Origin of the sequence: Pseudomonas sp. TSRC2-2, from assembly GCF_049897785.1 — a bacterium.
In the GTDB taxonomy this organism is placed as follows: domain Bacteria; phylum Pseudomonadota; class Gammaproteobacteria; order Pseudomonadales; family Pseudomonadaceae; genus Aquipseudomonas.
Window position 1 is genome coordinate 217,859 of the sequence record NZ_JAFCWZ010000008.1, and the last position, 24,652, is coordinate 242,510.

The following is a 24,652-nucleotide window of genomic DNA, read 5'->3' on the forward strand; positions in this document are numbered from 1 at the left end:
TCAGTCGAACATGAACAGCGCATCATTGCTGAACTGCGCCTCGAACCGTCCCGCCGGCATGGGTCGACCAAACAGATAACCCTGCACCTCATCGCAGCCATGCTCACGCAGGAAATCCAGCTGCTCGTGGGTTTCCACGCCTTCGGCGATCACCGCCAGATTCAGGCTGTGGGCCATGGCAATGATCGCGCGGGCGATCTGTGCGTCCTGCTCGCCGGAGGGCAGGCCGTCGACGAAGGTGCGGTCGATCTTCAGCACGTCGATCGGGAATTGCTTGAGGTAGTTCAGCGATGAATAACCGGTGCCGAAGTCGTCGACCGCAATGCTCAGGCCGAGGTTCTTCAGCCCGGCCAGAATCTGCATTGCCTCGCTGACCTCACGCATCAGGATACTTTCGGTCAGCTCCAGTTCCAGGCATGCCGGCGGCAGACCGGTTTCGCGCAGGATCGTAGCGATCCGCGTGCCCAATTGGCCGTCGGAGAACTGCCGTGCGGAAATGTTCACCGAGACCTTCGGTACGCGCACGCGTTGCTGGTGCCAGGTTTTCAGCTGCCGGCAGGCCTCGCCGATCACCCAATCACCCACGTCCACCACCAGCCCAAGCTCTTCCAGTACCGGAATGAAATCTCCCGGCGGCACCAGCCCACGCCGCGGATGCCGCCAGCGCAGCAACGCTTCGGCGCCGGTCAGGCGTTTGCCGTCGCCACTGAACTGCGGCTGGTAATACAGGACGAATTCGTTCTGCTCCAGGGCGTGACGCAAGTCGCTTTCCAGCTCCAGGCGTTCCAGCGCACTGGCGTTCATGTCGGCCTGATAGAACTGGAAGTTGTTTTTTCCGCGTTCCTTGGCGTGGTACATCGCCGTGTCGGCGTTCTTCATCAATTGGCTGAGTTCGTTGCCGTCCTGCGGACTGAGGGCGATGCCGATACTCGCGGTGACAAAGAACTCGCGGCCTTCGAGCACGAAGGGTCGCACCAGGCTGGCGAGGATCTGCTCGGCAACGTGAATCGCCCGGTTAAGCGCCAGTTCGCGGCTGGAGCGATGCTGCAACAGCAAGGTAAATTCGTCGCCACCCATGCGCGCCACGGTGTCGTCTTCGCCGACGCAGGCCAGCAGGCGCGTGGCCATGTCCTTGAGCATGCGGTCGCCGGCGGCGTGGCCGAGCGAGTCGTTGATTGGTTTGAAGCGGTCCAGATCGAGGAACATCAGCACCACCCACGACTTCTGTCGCTCGGCCGCTTGCAGCGCGGTGTGCAGGCGGTCCTGGAACAGCGTGCGGTTCGGCAGATGGGTGAGGGCGTCGTAATAGGCGAGGCGGTGGATGCGCTGCTCGCTGGCCTTGCGCTCGCTGATGTCGCTGAAGAAGCACACGTAGCTGGCCAGATCGCCTTCGTCGTCGAGCACGGCAGTGATGCCGACCCACGCCGGGTAATGCTCGCCGTTACGGCGCTTCATCCACACTTCGCCTTCCCAGGTGCTGTGCTCGTGCAATTGCTTGAGCACGTAGCGCAGGTGCGCGTCCTGCTGCTCGTCGACGGTGAGCATGTTCGGCAACTGGTCGAGCACTTCGCCAACGGTGTAACCGCTGACCCGACTGAAGGCTTCGTTGGCCTGGACGATATAGCCGGCCGGGTCGGTGATCAGGATCGCCGAGGTGGAATGTTCGAATACCGTCGCGGCCATGCGCAGATCTTTTTCCGCACGGCGCTGCTGGCTGATGTCGCGGCCGACGCCGAGCACACCTTCGAACGCGCCGTGTTCGTCCCACACCAGCACCAGGCGCAGTTCAATCGGAATCTTGCGGCCATCGGCGCGCAGGCAGTCGAAGAGGAACAGTTGGGTTTGCACCTGACTGCGCAGCAACGCCAGTTGCTCGGGTTTATCCAGCGCTTTGCTGACGCGGTCCATCAGCGCGTAGATGCCGTTCAGTTGCCCTGGATTGGCGATGGTCGATTGCCAGCCGTTCTGAAAAATCCATTCGGCGTTGTAACCGAGCACGGCCTGCACCGACGGGCTGACGTAGTTCAGCGAGAGCTTGCTGTCGGTGGAGAAAATCACGTCGCTGATGCTTTCGGCGAGCATGCGATAGCGCTGCTCGCTGTCACGCAGCGATTCGCTGGCCTCGATCTGTTCGGTGATGTCCTTGGCCACGCCGATGATTCGCGTGACCTGATCGTGCTTGTCCCGCGCCAGCGCCTGTTCACGGATGTCGAAACGCCGCCACTTGCCGTCGCGATGGCGGAAGCGCAACTGGCATTGCAGCAACTGGCTGTAACCGGCGTGACGCTGCAATTGCCGCGAGCGATGGTAGTCATCGGCGTCTTCCGGGTGCAGGAGGATTTCCCAGAAGTACTCGCCCATCTGATGCAGTTCGCTGCGGTTGTAACCGAGGGTCTGGCCAAGGTGGTGGTTGCTGAAAATCATCCGCTGGCTGATCACGTCCTGCACATACAGATGATCCGGCACGGTGCGCACCACGTCCGACCAGAAGCCTTCGCGCTCCAGCAACGACAGCTCGATCAGCTTGCGGCTGGTGATGTCGTTGATGCTGAGGATCACCGCTTTATAGTCGTCCTGCTCGCTCGGCAGGCGCAGGACCATCCACAGGTGCTGGTCGCGACCGTTGCTGTTGGGCAGTTTGATTTCCAGTTCCAGCTGCTTCTGCTGCTGCAGGACGGCGTCGAGGATCGGCTGGCCGATTGCGCACTGCAGGTGGCGCCGGCCGTCGATCAGCAATTGCCAGGCCTCGTCGCAGGAATGCACGTCGAGCAGTTGCAGGGCGACCTGATTGACTTCGGTGACGCGCATTTGCGCAAGCAACTGCTGGCGCTGCTGCGGTTGGTCGAGCCAGGCCTTGAGCTGGTCGCTGGTCTGGATCTGCGCCTTGTCGAACATCTGCTTGAGACCGGACAGGTCAAGCACGCACAGGGCCACGCCGGTGCCTTCGAAAATATCCTGATAACGCCGCCGGCCTTCGTACACCTGACGCTGGCGGCGGCGCATGTTCAGCAGCGCGATCACCGGCAACATCGAGAACGCCAGGCCGAGCAGGCATTTGCCGATGAACGCCGGGAGCAATTCTTCCAGTACGCGCTGGCGGTCGAACAGCCCACGCAATTGCCAGTCGCTGCTGCTCAGCGGCACGGTCAGCACGGTGTTGGCGACATCGTCGGGGGTCAGCCCGCCAGCCTTGGTCGAGGGCAGCCCAGTTTCGCGGCTGATGATCTGGTGATTGAGGCGGTTTTCCACCAGCCACAACGGGCGCAGGGCGGTGGCGTCCTGTTTGGTCAGCGAGTCGAAGAAGGTCGGCGTCAGGCGCAAGGCCCAGTAACCGCGACTGCTGCCGCTGGCCTGATGCAACAGCAGATGCACCACCGAGCCGTCATCGGCGTTGCTGAAGTAATGCGCCTGGGCGCGACTGCGGCGCACCAGTTCGGTCAGGTAATCGGCGTCGGAACTGTCGGTGGCGCTGTCACTGATAATGCGGCCAGAGGGCGAGAGCAGGGCCATGCTGCGCAGATCGGGCAGCGAGCGTTGCAATTTGCGTAGCAACATCTGCTGTTCGTCGGCCGTTTGTGGTTGTTCGACGATCGGTAGCAGATTGAGGGCGATTTGCGCGTTCAGCGCCATGTTCAGGCTGACCTGAGCGGCAAGGTCGGCGGTGTAATCGATGGTGTACTGACGCTGATTTTTCTGGGTTTCGCGCAATTGATCGAGCAGTTGCCAGAACAGCAATGCGAGCAATAACAGCACGAGGGTGGCCAGCGCCCCCTTCAATGTTCCGCGCAGGGGCGAGCCGGGCGCCGGTGGGGTGCTGCTCACAGAGGCTGGCGGAGTGACATTGGTCAAGCTGTGATCCTGCGATTTGGCTGGACTGGCGCGACGTGCACTATAAGCCGGACGCCCGAAGGGCGGCTAGCATGCCTTGACTCGTGGCGAAGTGCCAGCCCCTCTCGGCGGGACTGCCATGGGTCATCAAGGTGGTTTTGCCAGTCAGACGGGGACAGATTGCGGCCATCGTGGCCGAGCTTGCGGCACTGCAACCCACCCGGGGTATCAGCAGCACGCGGTTTACCGTTGATGCTCTAACTACCCCTGGCGCGAAAGTGAACGGCTACAGGTGGCGGCTTGAAAGACAGCCACCACCGCTCGCTCTGTATCAGCAACCGATTTTGCCCGGCAGTTGCCCGCGCTTCGACTTCAATGCCGTGTGAACAACTGCGGGCAACCCGGTCCAGACAGTCAGCCCAGACCGCGCCTCAAATGAGGCAATCGCTCTTACCAGCCCTGCTTCTGTGCATACTTGGAAGCTAATTCCAGACCTCTATCTATTTTGGCCCGGAGTATTTTCATGTCTTTTTTGACGCTTTCGAGAGTTATCAATTTCTCACCTCCTGTCAAACCGCCGGTTGAAAACACAACATTGGTATTCAGTGCGATAAAGCTCTCCATGGCGAGGTTGAAATCTGCTTCGGCATCGCTTTTTAATTTTCCGTACGCATCGCCCAGTCTCTTGAACTTCATAGGGCTTAAGCCGTCGTGTGCATCATTTGCCTCTTCAGAGAGTTTTCCTACCTGGATCATCTCTTTTGCACCGTAGGTCATGAACTCTTTCAGACTTTTTTTCGCTACTTTCTTAAAGCCATTTTTTTGGCCTTCCTCAGTCCTCGGGTCATATTTATTGTAAGTTTGATTGGCATTCTGAACGGAAAATGTCGATGTGTTTTTCTCTTTGATTTTTTCCCAGGAAAGCTCCGCCGCCTTGGGAGTGATCGACGGTTCCAAGTGGGTCTTTTTGCCAATTCTCTTCATGACCTCAGAGGCCGCCTTTTTAGCACCGTATGCACCGAGACCAGCGCCCCCTACAGTGCCTGCTACGGGTAACGTGGCCGTTCCCGCCAGGCCACCTAATACGCCTCCGCTAATGGCTGCACCTGTGGTGACAATGCCAGTCAGTACCGTGAACGTGGTGACTTTGGCGATCGTTGTGTTTCTGTCCTTGTCCTCAAAGAGGTGATCGATCAATGTGTTTTGTTTGTCCACGGCCTTTATCGCTGTGGACAGGTTTTTGCTGAACGCCTTTATTTCGTTGAGCATTTCGCCTTCTGTTTTAGTAGTACCCTCTTCGTCAACGTAACGAATGGGGTTGCTCCCCACCATCGCATACACGTTCAGCCCGTCCACATCTCCCGCAGGGTCGGGATTGATCCAACGATTCAACCAAGGCGCGTAATAGCGCAATCCGTAGTAATACAACCCAGTGGCATCACGTTCCTTGCCTGAGTAACGAATGGTCTTGTAGCTGGCCTCGGTGGCATTGCGCCCAGCCCACCAGGCGGTACCGCCATACGGGTAGTAACCTTCCTGGCTGATCAGCCGGGCCTGCTGATCCAGCTCCAGAGTGGAGCTGCCCAAATGGTCGCTTAAGCTGTACCGCAATTGGTCATTGACCATGCCCTCCGGCGGGCCTTGGTCCGGTTCCCAGTGCAGTACACGAACCCCGCTGCGCCCCGCAGAAACACTGATTACTTGAAGAGTTTCACCGGTGGCGGTATTGGTGCGTAACTCCAGGCCTGGCAGATAGCGCACCTCGGCCCGGTGCGTCACACTCCGGGCCTGGGTGCTGCGGATTTTCCGCAGCCGCTGGCCACCGCCATCGTAGACATACACTTCGTCGTCGTTGGCCGCCTCGGTCCGCTCCACCGGAGTCACCTGGCGCAGTTGATTGCGCAGGTCCCACTTGAGCGCCTGTCCCGGTTGCAACTGTTGCAAATTGCCGTTGGCGTCGAAGGCCGTGGCCAGGTTGCCCTCGTCTTTTACCACGCTACGGTTGCTGTGAGCCGCCACCTGCATCTCACGGGTATAAGACTGTGCACCGACATGGCGCTGGGTGGTCAGGTTACCGCCTGCGTCGTAGCTGAAGGTCTGGGTGTAGTTGGTAAACTGATTGGGATCCGACGTCGGTTGTAACTTCGGTAGACCAATGCCCTGAGTCACCGCGGCAGACTCTCGACCGGTGGCTTCGATGAGCTGGTACAGGGTGTCATAGCAGTAGGTACTGACGGGCTCAATCCGTTGGTTTTTGAAGTGACGCACCAACTGAGCGTCATCCCGGATGCTCAAGATATTGCCCACCGGGTCATAGGTATAGGTCAGGTCTTGCAGGCACGTGCCGTCGGCCTTACGGGCGAGCAGGTGCTCCAATCGACCATCGACAGGCGAGTAGCGGGTGGTGGTGACCACCCCGTTGCCGGCGGTTTCCGTCTCGACCTGGTCGAAGGCGTTGTAGCGAATCGCCGACAGCAGCACTTGCTCATCCGACTCAGCCTGGCCCGCGAGTAGCAGCCAGGTACCGTGCAATTGGCCGGCCATGGTGTAGGCAAAACGTTGACGATGGCCCTTGGCATCGGTCTGCTGGAGAGGATCCCCCAACGGGTTGTACTGCTGACGCGTCACCGCGCCCGCACCCGGCTCCAACAGCTCATCTCGCTGACTCTCCACCGGCGGCCAGTCCGGTAAGGTGTCCTGAGATAAAAAACGTCGCGATTGCTGCAAGATGCCGCCACTCAGGCTCGCTTCATGCACCACCTGGCTGCCCGCAGGATCGTCGTGGCGGATCAACTGGCCGCATAGATTACTTGCCGCAGCCGCAGGGCTGGCGTCGGCATAACTCAAGCGTTCCGCGCAGCGCTCGCTCTCGCCCGGTGCTTGCTCGAACATCGCCACCGGGCGCAACAGGACGTCATACTCAAAACGTGACTGACTGCCTCGACTGTCCCAACTTCGCAGCGATTGGCCCGACTCCGTCGGCAGGTTGACCCGCCACCCGGCGTCGACACTGGTGCTGGCCAGCATATCGCCCGACAAGCTGTACACCGAAGTCTGGTTTGCCGGCACCGTTGCATCGGTTTGCGCCAAGGCCCACAGCCGGGGATCCCACTGGGCGATAACACGGCCAGCGCCGTCATGGGCTTGCCGGTTCACTCGCGCCTGCGCAAGGTTCTTGGACAAGGTGCGATGGTAGTAGGCAATGGCTCTTACGGGCAGGCGTCGAGCGTCAACGGCTGCCACTGTTGGAGTGTGACGATGAATAGTCGGACTCATGAAGTGCTCTCCAATAATCGGTTAAGCTCGCTAACGTCCGGCCGGCAGTACGCCACCTGACGTACCCGCAAGCCGCGGTGGTCGATCACCACCAGCTGTGGGGTCTGTGAATAGATGTCTGGTTTCAATGGAGTGTCCCGCCCGTTTGCTGTTGCCTGGACGGCGGCTCAAACAGATCATTTTCATCGAAGGCCACGCTGCACCAGATCCAGTACCACATCTCTCGGCGCAGCGGCTTGAACTCTGGCAGGTCGCCTTGCAGCATTTTTTTCGCCAGCACGGTCTCGGTCGGGCGGCCTGCCGCGTCGTAAAACTGCTGGTCGTGACAGGCGTGCTTGCGCATCGATTGATCATTGATGTAGCCCCAGCCATCGGCAAAATACGGCCGATAGATACGTACCTTTTCGCCCTTGTTGTTGTGCTCGACCGGCTCGCTTACCCACCAGCGGCGTGGCACTTCATCCTCTTGCGGGGTGCCGTCGGGATTGAGAATCAGATAACCCTTTGCATCGACCCGCCAGGCTTTGCCCGGTTCGACCTCCACCTTGGTTTGCAGCACCCGGCCGAAACCGTCGAGGTACGCGATGCTCACCCGCACCTGCATCTCGGCATCGCCGGGGTAGCGGTCGGCCGATAGCGTGACGGCGTGAACCGGCTCACGGTGAGATGCGTCGATGTGCGCCTTCAGGATCCTCTCGTTCGGGTCAAGATCCTCCAGGTCGCAGATATGCTGCCGGGCCCTGGCGCAGAGATGTCCACTGGGCAGGATAAATCCTTCGCTTCTGGCCCACTCGGTCCACTCCGGGGTCGGCGGCGAGGTCGGGGAGATCCGGCCCATCCAGCAGAAGGTGTCCCAGAAGCTGGCGCTGGCAAAATGACCGATGGCGGCTTTCGGATCGGCAATGGCGATAGCGGGGCTGCGGTCGTCCGGGGGCAAGTAGGCACTAAGGGAGTGGAAACCCACCGGCTCTCCCTGTTCTGTCCCGTAAGAACTGGTCACCAGCGGTTCGCCGAACGCGCTGTAACGAGCCTCCTGAACATTGCGATTGGCATCCTCGATGGCCGCCGGCAGGAACGACCGGTAGTCGATGTCAAGGATTTGGGTGGTACAACCGTCCGGCAGGGTGACAGCGGTGGTCAGGCACCCGTACTCGTCGTAGGTCACTCGGGTTTCGCCGTGATTCTGGGTCTCCTTGTACGTTTCGACGTTATAAAAGCCGTCCAGCCCATGGTAAGTGGGGAAACCCCGGTGTACGGACCACAAATAGTCTTTCGCATCCACAGAGTCCGGAGCCGGTTCGTGGTCTACCTCGGGCAAGAACCGCTTCATGATCCGGTAACCGACCTCGGGCGATTCGAGCTTTTCTTTCAGGTTGAAGGGCATATTGCCCTCCTTGTCCTTGAGCATGTCGTAAGCACTCAGGGCGACCTCATCCAGCTCCGCCATTTCCACATGGGCGGCTAGACCTTCGAAAGTCGCTTTGCCCTGCGCCAGCGTCTGACCGCTGACAGGGTCCATGTAGTGCTGCAAAGACAAGCTGCCCAGCACCGATTGTTTCGCCCACTCGCCATCGTCCCTGCTCCATTGGAGGACGTTCTCGTGGTTGATCGCGTCGGGCTTCAGTTGGCCCTTTTCCAGCACCAGGGCGTTGCTGCGCTGCTGGTAAGGCAAGCCCAGACGCCAAGCCTCCAGGTTCGGTTCTTTTTCCTCAATATCCAGATGGTGGATATGCAGTGCCTTGGTTTGCGTCAGGTACCAACATTGTTGAGCAGGGTCATGCGCGTCCTTCCACCAGGCTTTCTGATACTCATCACTGAAGGACGGCGGTGTATCGCCGACGGTTTTACGTCGAGCGTAGTGCACGGTCATCGCGTGGGCGACGCTGCCGTACTCATCCCACTCCAGGTTGAGGCTGTGCTCGCAGAGGGGGTCATCGTCGATGTGCGGCTCATACTGGTAACTGATTGACTCCAGGTCCATGGGCTGGAGTACCGCGTAAGGCTGATGATCACCTTTGAGGCGCAACACCCGTACTGCGTAGCGGTTTTCCTGTACCTCGTAGGGCACGGCAGTGGCCGGAACATCGTCCGCTGCATAAACCTCCGAGCGCATTACCCGACCGCTCAGGCTGCGGGCGATTTCACGGGCGGTGTCTTCGTCAGGTGCGGCGAGTGCTCGCGCTGTGCGATCACTCAAATCGTAGTGCTCCAGCAACGTGGGCTTCAGGGGAACAGCCAACCGATCGCGAGCGTAGTAACCGTCCCTGGACGCGTCGATGGCCTCACCTGTATGAAACCAGGTCTTGCTCAGGATCGGTGCGGTGAAACCCGCGCTCGCGCGCTCAACCGGTGTCGCCTCGGTGTCAGTCTGCATCAGCAGGCCAAAGCCGCGGAACTCTCGCTCGAAGCGATCGTAATAACCGCCTCGGTAGGTGAAGCCCTGAGTCAGCCGGTTGCCAGTGATCTCATCGAGTTGGGTTTGCTGGCTTACCAGATGCATGGCGAACGGCAGCCGGGACACGGGGTTTTCCACCCCGACGTCGATCTGCTCCTGCTTCTCGTCCAGCCATTCCTGGGCCGAACTGCGGTAGGTTACGCTGCTGCTGGAACCCATATTGTTGCAGGTTCCATTAACCAGATAGGGCTTGGCCTTGACGAAGTCGTAGCGCCAGTGCCGTGGTGTCATGTGCGGCACCGTCACAATCAGGCTGGAGCAGCCCAACCCTTGCAGGTCGGCGGTGCTGACCTCGCAGAGCTGGTCGTAGTGCACGCCTTCGGGCCAGGCCAGGTCGATGGATGTCTGCTCGTAACCATTACCGGCATGGTTCATGAACACCCGAAGGCGATCGGATTCCAGATAGATCAGATCAGCCGCGCCCGAACCGTCGAGATCGGCCAGGAGTACCTGTGAGGCATTGAATTGAGCATGATCAAACGGCAAGGCGCACAACACAAAACCCCTGCCAAAACGCCCACGGCCCAGGTTCGCCCAGCATTTGACTTCGTTGTGACGGATTCGCACCAGATGCTGTTGCCCGCTGCCGAGCAGATCGGCAAAGGCCACCAGTTCGGTCGGCGTGTTGCTCAGCAGCGGCAGGTCATCGTTATCCCCCGCGGCCGTTTTATCCAGATGAGGCACTTCAATGCCGTTGGCGAACCCAGCCTCGCGGCGGTTGGCGTACAGGCGCACGCTGCGGGTGCCGATCAGCGCCATGTCGTTCAGACCGTCACCAACCAGGTCGGCCAGGCGCGCCATGGGGTGGAAGAACTCGCTGGGGAAGGCATCGAAAGTCACGAAGCTGGACCAGTTGCGGTCCGGGTCCAGAGTGAAAAAACCGCTCATCCCCGGCTGGGCGATCACCCAGTCAAGCTTACCGTCGCCGGTCAGATCGGTGAGCGACTGGTAAGTTGGCTTACTGCTGTCGGCGACGGGAAGATGCTCCAGCCGTTTCCAGTCGCTGTAACCGACCTCATCCCCTCCTGCCGCGCTGCGCAACGGTTCGCGGTAGTACCAGGCCTGGTCATAACGACACAGCACCCCCGGCATACCTTCGCCGTACAGGTCCACCATCTGGTATTGCAGACCGTCGTTGAGCCCGGGCATGTCCGGGAACCGGGTCCAACCCTGACGCTGCGGGTCGAGTTCGCACGCGTTGTAACTGAACTCCATCGGCGGTCGATTCTCGACCTGACCCAGACTGTCATAGGCCTGGGCGTGAGCGGCCGTCAGGTGACTGTAGCCCAGCGGGCTTGACCGGTGTTCCAGCAGCAGTCGCTGGACCAGTACCGGTGTTGCTCCCAGCTCTTTGACAAAGTGATGAAACATCAACACTTGCTGGCACAGGCGCCGGGTGCCGAGTTCGAAACCATAGGCGTAGTTCCAGAACGGGTCGCTGCGCTCGGGCCACGTTTGCGTTTCAGCGAAGGTGGGCGCGGTCTCAAGCTCGGTGCTGCGCTCGCCATAGTCGAATACCAGGTGAAAATGCCAGTGTTGCTCTTGCCAGCTATCGGCGACCCATGAGTACAAATGCGGATGGGCCTTTTCATTGCCGTAGCACACGCGTTTGAGGTAGCGCTGAGCGCGGTAATCGCGCAACTGCGGCGGCGCAGGGGCCTCTATTTCGGCCTTGTACTCGTAGACGATGTGCTCGCCTCGCGTGTTAAGGCTTTCGTCAATCATCCACACGCCGACATGCGTTTCCTCATTCGGGTCGACCTGGCGCGAGTTGCTGGTTGTTCCGTAACTATGCAAACTGCCATCGGCACCGTGGATCAGCCAGAACCCTGCGGGGTCGGTCGCGGTGGACCAATGCTCGATCAAGGCGAACTCGCCCTCGACCCTCGGCCAATGACGCACCACCGTATGTGCGGCACCCAATGGCACGCCCTTGTAGGTAGTTGCGGTTCTGGAGATCGGTTTGCCGTCGCTTTCCCGCTCGGGCATCCACACATCACCGCCAGGGCCGACCACCTGGTCATTGCCGTCGTAGGCCGGCACACCCTTGGTGGTGCGCAGAGTGATGGCATCGGCCGTCATCCTCCAGCCAATCCCGAACGGGCTGTTGCCCACATCGCTGCTGTAGCCCAGGCTCAGCTCGGGCGCAAAGCCGCGTCCAGGGGAAATCGGCAAAGGCAACGTCAGCGACGCCGCACCGCTGGTGCCCACGCCTCCCCAGCCCTTGCCAATGCTTTGGATTGCGCCGCCGCCCTTGGGCAGGGCGGGGGCGTTGATTTGCATCAAGGATGGCTGCTGATCGTTCATAGCGAACCTCCCTTACGTCGGTGGCTGATGTCAGGCAGGTCGATCAATTGCTGCGTGGCGAAGACAACGTGATTCCTGGGCGAGAGGAACGACACTGCACAAACTTTTTGTTCAGTCTTGTGCTCAGGGGCAATCACATGGAATGGGTGACTATTATTAATCCCATGATGAGTTCCTCGTGGTGGGGCAGCCACTCGAGGGTCGTACCGACGGATTGTCGACGTGTCGCATTCTGTGAAAACTGGGGCGCGCATAAAACTCTCCAAAGGACCCGCCCTTGAAGGGCGAGTCCAGTCAGGTGCTGTTTTAAGGAAGGATGGTGTAGTTGACGTGCAGGACGATGTCGCTGAGTGTTTTCAGCACATCCTCTTGCTTGCCCTGCGCCTGCGGGAAGCGCAATGCCAGGCTGCCTTCGGCAACATTTGCCCCCTCAAACGGCAGCCAGCGACTGTCGTTGAAGTCAGGTGTGAACATCCCGCTATCGTTTATCCCTTGGGATATAGCCATTTGCTCACAACCTGGCGGCAGCGGTTGTTGCCCGCCGGTGTAGTTCATCACCGCCTGAATATCCTGGTACGGCCCCAGTAGTGCCGGAAGCGATACGCTGACCTGTTTGATGCGCCGCTGACTTCCCAGCTGTGCCGGGTAGTCTCCAGTTATCTCCAGGTCTGCCAGTGTCACGGTTGCAATCAGTTCACCGTTCTCCAGGCGAATGCCGTTGGCGACACTGCCTGCTTCGGTTTGATCACCGCCAATGATTGCTGATACGGCGCTGGCCAGCTCGAATCGATCCTCTTCGGCCAACTTGTCACTGCGGTAGAGCTCTGCCAGCGACACGGTGCGGGTGACTTCCAGCGCCCGCCGAGAGCCCTTCATGTAGGCGGCCTCAAGTTGCGCCAGGTTCAGCATCAGCGCTTCGCCACAGGTCAACCCCGCCCAGGTGCCTTGCCATGCGCCGCCCCGAATGAAGGTCCGACTCTCACCACTTGTCCATTGCCAGGCTCGCTCAGCCATCAGGCAACGAGAGGCGGCCAAATCGTAAAATTGAAAGTAAAGGAGGCGAGCCGGCCGCGCATCCAGCTATAGAGCGCTACGTTGCTGAACTTGTTTTGCAGGAAATCCAGTCCGACCTGCAACTGACCCTGCTGCGTTTTCAAGTAGGTTGTTTGCAGCTGCGCGGACTCACGGCGCACATCGAGTGCGGTCAGTTGAGCCTCAACCTGATGGACCTCGCCCTGGGCATTGTTGCGCTGGATTTCCCACTCTTCGCGCCGGCGCCGGTAAGCCTCCTCCTGCATGATGCGTGTACCGGATATCGATGCGGCGTCGGCCGCTAAAGTGATACCAATCCCTACTGCGTTGGCCACGCCACCATATTTACTTCCCCCGGCAGCGAAGCCAAAAATATTCGGCACAAGATCAGCTGCCGCGGCTGCCATATGAGCAATTTTTGCGCCTGCTGCGATGGACTGGGATGCTGTCAGCGCGTCCATAGCGGAACGCTCGCGAGCGTTGATGTTTTCATCGTACAGGCGGGTGTAACTGGCAAGCCGTTGCCGGGCGCTGGCTAAAGCCTGCGACAGGATTGATTTTTCGGCCTCAAGCTCTTGCTGCACACCCTCCTGCAGGCGAATGCTGCTGGCCATCAGCTCGAACCCCTGATTTTGCAGCAGGGCGGTGAGCGCCTCCGCGTCCTTGCGTTCAAGTACATTCTGGACGGAGTTGCCAAACTGGATGAGTTGGCTCACCAGTCCGCGAGCGCTGTCCAGCATCGGCTCAAAGCGCCACAGTGGAAGGTCGACCGGGGCCAGTCCTGCACCGGCACCACTCTCAGCCGCCACTGCAGCGTTCAGTAGTGCTTTCGGATCGGCAGGCTTGGCGAAGAGCGGAAGCAGTAGTGGCTGACCGTCCAGAGTCAGGTTGTGTCGAAGGTTGAACATGCGCTGGCGAAGCGTCAGCCAGTACCCCTGCATCACCTCGTTAGCTTCTGGCAGGAATTCGACTGCACCGGCCGCTTTCGGCGATGCCATAGCCTTCAGTTCCCCTGTTTTGCCCTCGCATAACAGACACAGCACGGCCAGGTGACGAGCGGCGGCGGCATCCGAGCTCGCATCCTCCAGAGTAGGTTCGGTCCAGTCGACATCATTCTCGATGTACGACTGCTCGCCCAACAGATTCAGTGCCTGGCTGTACCACACCTTGGCTTCTGCCAGGGAGTCGCGCTCCAGTTTTCGGTACGCGGTATCGCCGCGGGCAATCAGCAAGTCCAGGCCGCGCATGAAGGTGGCCACTTTGTAGTGCATCGGGTCATTTTGCGCCACGGCATCCGGGTCCAGCGATTTGAGCGGTGAGTCGTTCCAGCCAGTGTCTTCCTGCAGCGGGCGGACATTCCAGAAACGATCCTCTTGGTTGCCGCGCACCACGTAACCAGACGGGCTCCAGACATAGCGCAGCCACTGCTCAGCCAGGATAAATTGCTGCTCCTGTAGAAGGCGCTGGGCCATCATCATTGGGGTGTAGTAGAACAATTCCCAGAAATAGAGGGCATTGGCACCGCCGAAGTCCATGGGCACCGTATTTTGAATGGTCACGCTTTCTACAATGTTCTTTGAGAGTGCAAGGGTTCCAGGTCTACGCACAGTTGCGGAGTGATTAATCACGTCATAATTGAACATGACGGAATATCCAGATATCGCAGGGTTAACGGCTCTTTTATAAGAAATCTGCAAATGTGCGGTACTTATGCTCCACCCATTGGCAGGGCGGGGTACAAACAAAGTTACTTGAGTGAATGTATCAGGGCTGAGGGTGCCGCTCCAGATAGGGAAAGTATCCTCGTAAGCAAAAAAATAGGTGTAATAGACTTTTACCCATGGCTCATCTCCATGAACGGCAGGGTTGTATTTGGGCAGGGTCAGAGTAGTGTAAAAGCCATGACCCAACTTCGGCTCCTGAATATTCTGCGTATCATAACTGAGGATAGTGTCAATGCCCGCAGAGGCCCGCTCAACTAGCTGGCGTGCAAACAGAGTATTCAGTCGGGTGCGATAAGGTCCAACTTCCATATATTGGGCATTTTCAGCGGTGGTTCCCAGGCGAATGACATTCCGTGGATTTATGAGTGGGCGGTAAAGGCGCAGAGTGTATTTGGCGTAATCAGCACCGCCCACTTTGAAAAACACATCGATCAACAGTTCATTTCGGTCGCCCCAGTCTTTCTTCACCGGGATATTGGTTAATGGTTTAAACGAGTAGGCCATTTCATTTTCGGGATCGAACGAAGGTGGAACATCAACATGTTGACTTGCCAAAAACGAAGTCCTGTTGGTTCCGTCAAAGAATTCAATACTCACGCTTCCAGCAGGGATAGGGCGCAACGGATTGGACAATATTCTGCCTGCCGATGTATTTGGCATAATGAAGTCAGGCCATCCAGGACCATCAAAAAAAACCCAAACTCCAGAATTATGCTGAGCAATCTCCAGATCAGGGTGCGGATCCCTATATACACCAACATTGAAATATTCAGAGGTGCTCGGATCCAGAGCTTGATAGGTTCGCAACGGGTTGAACGTATCGAAAGTGTGATCGCGATAATAGATTACTAGTTTCCGAAGCAGGCCGTTTGTAATTCTAGACAGAACGTACATATAGCCATTGGCTCTCCCGAAGGCCACATATCGTGTCGCTCCTGTTGTGCAAAAATAGAACTCCGGGGTCGCCTGTATTTCTGGAACAGTATTAATCAAAGAGCGTAACGTAGTTTCAATGCTATTTATTGATACGTTAAGCTTGGGAAGCAAAGAAATGGTCGCATTCGCATCGCCGCTGGCGCCTCCATGAACAACAATATTGCTAGCCTCTCCGGTTACGTTGTAGAGAAGACTAGTGCCAACTCTATTGGCAAGAGCACTGTCCACCTGTAATCCTTGAGCATAAGTATTGTTCATCACAACTGTCGTTGTGGTGTCCAACTCATGCTTCATGTACTCAACAAACGTTCGCGTGGTCGCTTCAGGTTGATGAGCAAAGCTCATGTCTTCATAGATATACAGCAGGTGCCTTTTAACCGGTTGGTTGGCGGCGGCATAGCTCGACTGCTTTTTATACAGCAGTACGGGCATGGTCGTCTCCGACTGGTAATTACTGCAGTACAAGCCTGGATGCTCACCTCCCAACCCCAAACCGTTTACTTGTGTCGTGACGTCAATAGCGTTCGGCGTACTCCAATTGCCGTCGTACCGCAGGTAGGCCATTTTCACCGTGTAGCGGTATTTTTTAATGTCGCCCGAGTCACCGTTTTCATCCGGCGGAGTGACATCATACTGCTCGAGCCAGCAGAGATAGAGGCGCGACTTGTATATTACCGGGCGAATGCAGTCTCCCCACGGTTGAGGGGCGCAGCCCACCTCGCGCCAGTCGGTCCATGCGTTAGCCGCCAGTTGCCCTTCCTCGCTGCGTCTGCCCTCGTCGGCACTGCGCCAGTAAAAGTCTCTTGGTTCGCTCTGGTTGGCGCCGATGAAGTAACTCTTGCCTTCCTTAACGTTCAGGTTATCGTGATAGCCGCTGATAACCTGCAGATTGGCAACTTCCTCAAATCCATTCAAATAAGTGTGAAACGCGTCCCCAATCGTATCGGTGTTCAGTTGGGATTGGCCCAGCGTCTGTAGCATCTCCCCCATCATTTTGGTCTGACCCAGGCGTACGGTTGGGTCAATATAGTTTTCCGGGTAGTAGAGAAGCTTCGCAGCCCCGGCCCACATGCTGTAACGCTGGTTGTAACGCTCCCAGTCTGTGAAAAACTGCGAGGTGAGCGCGGCCTTTTCCACCGCGCCCTCCGGCGAGCTCAGGGTGCGTTGGATGAAGGTTTGCAGGCTCACAATGGCCTCAGCAATCCTGGAGGTACTCACCTGCGGACCATTCAGGTTGTCGCATAGCAGGTACTGGTAGAGATCTTCGCGCGAACCGTGTGTTACGTAGCGGTTTCCACCCGGACTCAGCAGAGCCCCACTCAGGGCGGTGCTTAGAGCAGATGACAAGGCAAGCTCCACGCTCGCTGTCTCGCCGGGCTTCAAGCCGGCCGCGAACGCGTCGGTGACCAGGCCCCATTTTGTCCAGGTGGCCTCTGTATTCGCTGCATATTCCAGTTCAATCCAGTTGCTGATATCCACCGGAGTGACACCAAAGGCAGAACTCAGCGCGACCCACTGACGTACAGCGTCCAGCTCGGCCCAGTTGCTGAGCTTGGCATCGCTGTTCACCTGTCCATGTTTCACCGCTTGCGCGCCAGCCTGCGCCAACGTCGTGGTGTCTGAGTTCAATGCATCTATTAGTTTGGCGGGCGCCAGGGTGTCAGCTAAAAAAGCCGTGAGGACGGGGGTAGCGGCATCGCCCAAGCCTTTCAACCAGGTTGAAAAACCGCAGAACCCTTGTAAGGTGCTCAAGGTGCGTGGCAGCACCACGGCATTACCACCCTGGAGCCGCTCAGGCGTCGCCACGAACAGCGCAAAGGCTTGTGGGCTGATGCCCGAAGCGTGATAAAACAGTGCCAACTGGGGAAGGCCATGGATAAAAGCGAAGGCCGTTTCGGGGATTTCGGGCTCGCTCGAACTCAGGGCAGCCCAAACGTCAGCAATATCCATTCCTCCTGGTTTCAGCCCGTCCCCCCATTCCAGTAATGTAACCGCGATGTCTGCCGACGGCAGTTGAAACGCAGCGGCGACGTGGGGCGCCAACAGCGCCACTTTCTCCTCAGGAAGAGCATCTGGTTTTCTCGTTGCTTCTTCTTTAAGCGCGTCAAATAAGCTAACGATGCCGGGCGTCTTTTCATTGAGCGGAGTATCGAGCATTAATCCCAGGTCAGCCACCGACCACTGCTGGGCTGTAAGCCACTTCGTCAAGGCGTCAACACTCTGTAGCCAAGACATCCAGAGCTCTGATTTCGCCTCGAAAAGCCTTGGCGCACCTGCAAACTGCAGCAATCGGCCTAGCTCGGAAACACTCAGCGCATGCAACTGTGCCCAGCGGCTGAGGGAATACATCCGGGACAGATTGTGCAGGTTTAATTCGATAAAGCCACTGTTGTTATCTTTGTCATAAATGCCCAGCAGTGCGAATAGGCCAGCGTCATCTACCTGCAGCGCTCGCTTCAACGTGGCTTTTTCCACTGGGTTTTTAGTGCTGGACGGTGCCAGGTACAGCAGCAGCCCAGAGGGGACGAACGCCGTGTCGCCTATTGGTGGGTTATTAAATAGCTTGTCGAACTGACTGAGCTCTCCGTCTTGTGCGGACATGGACAACCGGCCACCGCAAAGGCTCAGTGCTTCGTCCGGTTTAACCCCATAACGTTCTACACAGCGCTGGACTTGGTGCAGTAGCTGCAGCGTTTCATCATTAATATTGTTTCTGTTTACACTGTCGACAATATTCCGTAGCGCGTGCGGGTGCATACCTGCGGCCCGCCTCAGACGAATAGCCTTGTTTAACTTCAATGCATAGGCCGCGGGAGACATCCTATCAATGGTATATCGGAAACTAACACCCCGGCTGGGGCCAGTGCTCGAGCTTGTGAAACTGAGACTAAATGGAATCGACCCATTCAAGCGCACTCTGTTTGGAGGAATGATTAGCTCGTACGTCACTCCAGCTTGCAAGTGAGGGAGGGTGCGTACCCTCGCAATAGGTAAGACCGTATCGGTATCGACATGCACATTTAACCAGCTGAGTGCTAGATCCTCTACTTTGCTATTTACCAGTAGTTTATAACTGCCGTCGACCTGCGGATACAATCTGACAAAATTGATTTCGGGAACTACATTAAGACATTCCAGACGGTAAAAGGTATTACCCAGCCTGACTTCCAATAGGTTGTTAACATAATCACTACTGGCTGTATCGAGAAACAACCGAACCTCGTCATCGCTCAGGCCATAGAAACGGCGCAGGCGCTCAGGCTCCAGCAGTAACTCTGGCGACTGGTCGCCAAAGTTTTTGGCGTACAGCGCCTCCGCATTTTCCTCTGTCACTTCCTCCGTCAGGATGGCGTACAGTTCTGGTGAAATATCAAACTCCATACCGACCGATGACGGCCCAGAAAATAGCCCGGCCACCTGCGGGTTGGCGCTCATCTGCTCAAATTTTGCGTCCTTGAGTGTCCGACACTGGCGCAGGCGGGAGTAAGCGTGGTGATACGGCGTTCCGCCGCTCAGGCGCCAAGTAGACAAGTGATCTAACACGGCACCGTCACTATCCAAGGACAGGGCCTCGCGGGTATGGGCCATCAGCACTTCGTTAGACAGCGACAGCGCCGGCACCACCTTGTTCATGTTGTGCTGGCTCAGCGCCAATTCCTTAAGGTCTGGGCGGCGGAAGTCAATATGATAAGGCGACTGATCTGGGTACAGCCTGCGAGCGTTGCGATAGAGAGTGGTCAGATACGCGGCAGGGGAGAACATCGAAGACACCGAACCGGGTGATGTATAGCGGCTGGCACGGCTGCCAAACTGGTCTTCGTAGTCGCGCAACGCGCCCTGTGGGGTCTTCACCCCGAGAGCTACCGCATTTTGGAGCAATGGCGACGATCGAGTCAGCAGGCACTTTTCGTGCACTATTGCTGTGTCTCGCGCATCCCAGGCCGCCTGGTAAAGTTCATCGGCTTCACTGGAAAGCAGTTCGTTCGAAAACTGCTGACGGAAAGCTTCTGGGGAGTCTTGTGTGTGCTCGACAAGAGTCTCCAGTTCCGCGCGCTGAGACAACAGCTTTACTCGCGTAACGGTGTTAAGGCTCATAGAGTTATCCTTTAGAAATAGTTACTTGACGGTGGCCGGATCAACACTTGATGCAGCGCACTACGGCATTAAGAACAGCAGGAAAGTTGAGCAAAGAAAGTCTTGATTCCGACTGGACTGTCTGATTGTTACTGGATTTTCTGCGGGGTTGTCGGAGTGCTTAATTATTTGGAGTGGTCGTGTTCACTATCAAATCTCCTCTTTCAAATACAAAAAAATACTGCACGAAGTTGATGTATTCGCTGTGGGGCGACGGTTTTGATGTTTGCGAACTTACACTCTGGTTTCGGACGTGCGCCATGTTTTGACCGTAAGAAAGTGTGAGTTCTTCAGGCGGGCTACTCAAAAAATAAATAAACATGCCTCGGGTATAAGGTTGTATGTATTGTGCGTTACGCACCGCTGGGAATATGTTTTATTGGGTGCGCATCAAGGCGGGAGAAAGAAATGGAGAAGTTAGTGTGCTTGTTGGATACTAGTTCAATCGCCGCTTTCGGCTGAGTGCCCGGTCATATAATGCGCATATCAGGAACTCATCACCCTGTTCGATCTGTGAAAAAGCACCGCAAGTTGTAAGTTCAGCTTTCGCTGGGTATTTGATGCTGCTGACTGTCGCTCGGTGATATGCCGCCAGATATTTCCGGCACATCATCGGACTGTGGGGGGGGGCTGGATGCAGGTTGTTGAGCCTCTGTCGTGCTGTCCTCGGGAGCAAGTGTTTCCAACTCCTCGTGCAGGCTACCGAGGAGCGTGAAGACGGCATCGTGGCGCAACACACGTGGCTGAACATGCGCCAACTCGGGTGCGAGGGCGCTACCATCATTGCGTCGATGAGATACCAGCAGAAAAGCATGTTTCTTTGCTTCAGGCTGCCCCTTTTTGAAGGCTCGGTAGGTGTAGACAAGGTCTGGAGTGCTTTTCCAGCACGCGCTCGCGGGGTTTGAATTGCGGAGCCAGGGATGGGCAACGATCCGCCTCCAAAACTTGACTTTTTCAAGTATAGTAACGAATCGAATTTAGCCCGTTCTGAAACTCTATTCATTCTGTATGGCGTGCTGAAAAGCACTGCAACGCCCGACAATATCTGACTTATAGGTGTTTTTAAAAATGGCAAAAGGTGACAAGCACGGACAGACAGGTTCTTACGTCTTCACCATGCATCGGCTGGGCAAGGTTGTTCCGCCGAAGAGAGAAATTCTCAAAAACATTTCGCTGTCCTTCTTCCCCGGCGCCAAGATCGGCGTGCTCGGCCTCAACGGTTCGGGTAAATCCACGCTGCTGAAAATCATGGCCGGCGTCGACACCGAGTTCGAAGGTGAAGCGCGTCCGATGCAAGACCTGAACATCGGTTACCTGCCGCAAGAGCCGCAGCTCGATCCTGCCAAGACCGTACGTGAAGTGGTCGAGGAAGCGGTCAGCGTGATCAAGGATGCGCAAGCGCGTCTGGACGAGGTCTATGCCGCTTACGCTGACCCGGACGCCGACTTCGACAAGCTCGCCGCCGAACAGGCCAAGCTCGAAGCGATCCTGCAGGCCAGTGACGGCCACAATCTTGAGCGTCAACTGGAAGTCGCCGCCGATGCGCTACGTCTGCCGGCCTGGGACGCAAAGGTAGAACACCTGTCCGGTGGTGAAAAACGTCGTGTCGCCCTGTGCCGTCTGCTGCTCTCCGCTCCGGACATGCTGCTGCTCGACGAACCGACCAACCACCTGGATGCCGATTCGGTGGCGTGGCTGGAGCATTTCCTCCATGACTTCACGGGCACCGTGGTCGCAATCACACACGACCGCTACTTCCTCGACAACGTCGCCGGCTGGATTCTGGAACTCGACCGCGGCGCGGGCATTCCTTATGAGGGCAACTATTCGGGCTGGCTCGAAGCCAAGTCCGATCGTCTGGCCCAGGAATCCAAGCAGCAGTCGGCTCATGAAAAAGCGATGAAAGAAGAACTGGAGTGGGTGCGCAAAGGCGCCAAGGCCCGCCAGTCGAAATCCAAGGCCCGTCTGCAACGCTTCGAAGAGATGCAATCGCAGGAATTCCAGAAGCGCAGCGAAACCAACGAGATCTACATCCCGGCCGGTCCGCGCCTGGGCGACAAGGTCATCGAATTCAAGAACGTCACCAAGGGCTACGGCGACCGCGTGCTGATCGACAACCTGTCGTTCTCGATGCCAAAGGGCGCCATTGTCGGCGTGATCGGTGGTAACGGTGCCGGTAAGTCAACCCTGTTCCGCATGCTGATGGGCAAGGAAACCCCGGATTCCGGCTCCATCGAAGTCGGCGAAACCGTGCAATTGGCTTGCGTCGACCAGAGCCGTGAAGACCTGGACGGCAGCAAGACCGTGTTCCAGCAGATCTCCGACGGCTCCGACCAGATCCGCATCGGCAACTACGAGATCCCGTCGCGCACTTACGTCGGCCGCTTCAACTTCAAGGGGGGCGATCAGCAGAAGTTCGTCAAGGACTTGTCCGGCGGTGAGCGGGGTCGACTGCACCTGGCACTGACCCTGAAGGAGGGCGGCAACGTCCTGCTGCTCGACGAACCGTCCAACGACCTCGACGTGGAAACCCTGCGTTCCCTGGAAGAAGCGCTGCTGGACTTCCCGGGCGCGGCGATTGTGATCTCTCACGATCGGTGGTTCCTTGACCGTGTCGCCACGCACATCCTGGCGTACGAAGACGACTCGCAAGCGGTGTTCTTCGAAGGCAACTACACAGAGTACGAAGCCGATCGCAAAAAGCGTCTTGGCGAAGCAGCGGCCCAGCCACACCGGGTTCGTCACAAGAAACTGGCCTGATCCGGGTTAGTGGCAGAAAAAGCGGAGCCTTCGGGCTCCGTTTTTTTGTCCGGGTTTTTTCAGGGGGACCGACGCGCACCTTTCGCGAGCAAGCCCGCTCCCACACTTGAAATGCATTTCCCTGTGGGAGCTGGCTTGCTCGCGAAGGCGATGTAACTATTGGTGCATGGCTTGGATATGTCATCCCTGTTCAGGTGCAAGTACAGCTCAAAAAAGGTCCTGATTTATATCCTGTGCACCATTTAATTTCATAACTGCGACATTTTGCTCTGTTCCTGTGCGCAACTCGTTTGTTACAGTCCGGCCCAATCTCCTCCAACGACAATAAATTTGCCGAGACTTTCCCCATGATCGAATCCGTCGAAACCTTCCTGGCGCGCCTGAAAAAACGCGACCCCGATCAGCCCGAATTTCACCAGGCTGTCGAAGAAGTCCTGCGCAGTCTGTGGCCGTTTCTTGAAGCCAATCCGCACTATCTGAGTTCAGGAATCCTCGAGCGCATCTGCGAGCCGGAGCGCGCTGTGGTGTTCCGGGTCTCATGGGTCGACGATCAGGGCAAGGTCCAGGTCAATCGCGGTTTCCGCATCCAGATGAACAGCGCCATCGGCCCGTACAAGGGCGGCTTGCGTTTTCATCCGTCAGTGAACCTCGGTGTGCTGAAATTCCTCGCCTTCGAACAGACCTTCAAGAACTCGCTGACCTCCCTGCCAATGGGCGGCGGGAAGGGCGGCTCGGACTTTGATCCGAAAGGCAAGAGCGACGCCGAAGTCATGCGTTTCTGCCAGGCGTTCATGAGCGAGTTGTACCGCCACATCGGCGCCGATGTTGACGTGCCGGCCGGTGATATCGGTGTCGGTGCGCGAGAGATCGGTTTCCTCTTTGGCCAGTACAAGCGCCTGAGCAACCAGTTCACCAGTGTTCTGACCGGTAAAGGCATGACGTATGGCGGCAGCCTGATTCGCCCGGAAGCCACCGGTTTTGGTTGCGTGTATTTCGCTGAAGAAATGCTCAAGCGTCGTGGCCAGACCGTGGAAGGCAAACGGGTGGTGATTTCCGGTTCCGGTAACGTTGCGCAATACGCGGCACGCAAGGTCATGGATCTGGGCGGCAAGGTGATTTCTCTGTCTGACTCCGAGGGCACGCTGTATTGCGAAGCAGGCTTGAGCGAAGAACAGTGGCTGGCGCTGCTGGCTCTGAAAAACGTCAAACGCGGGCGCATCAGCGAACTTGCGAGCGCTCATGGTCTGGAATTCCGTGCCGGGCAGCATCCATGGACGCTGCCGTGCGACATCGCGCTGCCCTGCGCGACGCAGAACGAACTCGACGCCGAAGCCGCGCGCACGCTGCTGAGCAATGGCTGCGTCTGTGTGGCCGAAGGCGCGAACATGCCGACCACGTTGGAGGCTGTGGATATCTTCATCGAGGCCGGCATTCTTTTTGCGCCGGGCAAGGCGTCCAACGCTGGCGGCGTGGCCGTGAGTGGTCTGGAGATGTCGCAGAACGCCATGCGCCTGCTCTGGACGGCGGGCGAGGTCGACAGCAAGCTGCACGCGATCATGCAGTCTATTCACCACGCCTGCGTGCATTACGGCGAAGACAACGGTCAGGTCAACTACGTCAAGGGCGCGAACATTGCCGGCTTCGTCAAAGTCGCCGATGCGATGCTGGCGCAAGGCGTGGTTTAAGCCGGTTCGATGCGGATCACTTCAATCAGTTGATCGCCTGCAGGCCGCTGCCACAACACTTCATCGTTGAGCCGGGCGCCGAGCAAGGCCCGGCCCAGCGGCGAGGCCCAATTGATCAGGCCCTGACTGGCGTTGGCCTGATCCTCGCCGACCAGTTGCACGCGGTGTTCGGTGTCGTGCTCGTCGGCATAAGTGACCCAGCTGCCGATCTGCACCTTGTCGGTGGAGGTCGCGGCAACAGCCACTTGGGCGCTGCTCAGGCGTTGGGTGAAATAACGCAGATCGCGTTGCAGATCCGCCAGCCGTTGCTTGTCGGCTTGCTCGCCTTTGGCCGTTTGCTCGGCGTGCCGGGCTTGCAGCTCGGTGACTTTCGCCTGCAGCTGCGCCAGGCCCTGCGGCGTCACATAATTGGGCTGTGTGCTGACCTGGCGCTCGACCGGCTGATCGGCCTGCGCGGCGGCGTTGTCTTCGTTGACGAATGCACGGCTCATGAAGTCCTCCTCTAAAGGATTTGG

The 24,652-nt window shown here is 57.8% G+C and carries 8 protein-coding genes; 2 read left to right on the top strand and 6 right to left on the bottom strand.

The features are described 5' to 3' along the window. The 5 genes from morA to ACP7D9_RS18070 form a co-directional block, all read right to left on the bottom strand. The gene (morA, locus tag ACP7D9_RS18050) at positions 1 to 3,849 is read right to left on the bottom strand and encodes a cyclic di-GMP receptor MorA (RefSeq protein WP_426158920.1); all 3,849 of its coding nucleotides are present in this window, start codon (positions 3,847 to 3,849) and stop codon (positions 1 to 3) included. 429 nt (positions 3,850 to 4,278) lie between these two features. Continuing rightward, positions 4,279 to 7,104, bottom strand: a complete 2,826-nt coding sequence (locus ACP7D9_RS18055; protein ID WP_426158922.1) for an RHS repeat domain-containing protein — start codon at positions 7,102 to 7,104, stop codon at positions 4,279 to 4,281. A gap of 124 nt (positions 7,105 to 7,228) precedes the next feature. Next, positions 7,229 to 11,866 carry a SpvB/TcaC N-terminal domain-containing protein gene (locus tag ACP7D9_RS18060; RefSeq protein WP_426158924.1) on the bottom strand — a complete coding sequence of 1,546 codons (4,638 nt, stop codon included), beginning with the start codon at positions 11,864 to 11,866 and terminating at the stop codon, positions 7,229 to 7,231. A 306-nt stretch (positions 11,867 to 12,172) separates the two neighbouring features. Then, positions 12,173 to 12,880: a hypothetical protein gene (locus ACP7D9_RS18065; protein ID WP_426158926.1), complete on the bottom strand. Its 708-nt coding sequence runs from the start codon at positions 12,878 to 12,880 to the stop codon at positions 12,173 to 12,175. Beyond that, positions 12,880 to 19,653: a neuraminidase-like domain-containing protein gene (locus tag ACP7D9_RS18070; protein WP_426158928.1), complete on the bottom strand. Its 6,774-nt coding sequence runs from the start codon at positions 19,651 to 19,653 to the stop codon at positions 12,880 to 12,882. Before ACP7D9_RS18070 ends, ACP7D9_RS18065 begins: the two co-directional genes overlap by 1 nt. A 1,107-nt stretch (positions 19,654 to 20,760) precedes the next feature. Between ACP7D9_RS18070 and ettA the strand changes: the two genes are divergently transcribed. Together ettA and gdhA are read left to right on the top strand one after the other, a co-directional pair. Further along, positions 20,761 to 22,452 (top strand): energy-dependent translational throttle protein EttA, encoded by a 1,692-nt coding sequence (gene ettA / locus ACP7D9_RS18075; protein ID WP_426158930.1) that lies wholly within the window; start codon positions 20,761 to 20,763, stop codon positions 22,450 to 22,452. A 347-nt stretch (positions 22,453 to 22,799) separates the two neighbouring features. Beyond that, entirely contained in the window at positions 22,800 to 24,137 is a 1,338-nt protein-coding gene (gene gdhA, locus ACP7D9_RS18080) for an NADP-specific glutamate dehydrogenase (protein ID WP_426158932.1), read from the top strand. On the opposite strand, the gene ACP7D9_RS18085 is transcribed toward gdhA, so the two are convergent. Further along, positions 24,134 to 24,628: a GreA/GreB family elongation factor gene (locus tag ACP7D9_RS18085; protein ID WP_426158934.1), complete on the bottom strand. Its 495-nt coding sequence runs from the start codon at positions 24,626 to 24,628 to the stop codon at positions 24,134 to 24,136. The two genes, gdhA and ACP7D9_RS18085, sit on opposite strands and share 4 nt — an antisense overlap. Positions 24,629 to 24,652 lie beyond the last annotated feature (24 nt).

What these genes read in the sequence shown, in the direction of transcription:
- ACP7D9_RS18055 (WP_426158922.1), bottom strand. Translation starts at nt 7,104, where the DNA reads ATGAGTCCGACTATTCATCGTCACACTCCAACAGTGGCAGCCGTTGAC.
- ACP7D9_RS18060 (WP_426158924.1), bottom strand. Translation starts at nt 11,866, where the DNA reads ATGAACGATCAGCAGCCATCCTTGATGCAAATCAACGCCCCCGCCCTG.
- ACP7D9_RS18065 (WP_426158926.1), bottom strand. Translation starts at nt 12,880, where the DNA reads ATGGCTGAGCGAGCCTGGCAATGGACAAGTGGTGAGAGTCGGACCTTC.
- ACP7D9_RS18070 (WP_426158928.1), bottom strand. Translation starts at nt 19,653, where the DNA reads ATGAGCCTTAACACCGTTACGCGAGTAAAGCTGTTGTCTCAGCGCGCG.
- ettA (WP_426158930.1), top strand. Translation starts at nt 20,761, where the DNA reads ATGGCAAAAGGTGACAAGCACGGACAGACAGGTTCTTACGTCTTCACC.
- gdhA (WP_426158932.1), top strand. Translation starts at nt 22,800, where the DNA reads ATGATCGAATCCGTCGAAACCTTCCTGGCGCGCCTGAAAAAACGCGAC.
- ACP7D9_RS18085 (WP_426158934.1), bottom strand. Translation starts at nt 24,628, where the DNA reads ATGAGCCGTGCATTCGTCAACGAAGACAACGCCGCCGCGCAGGCCGAT.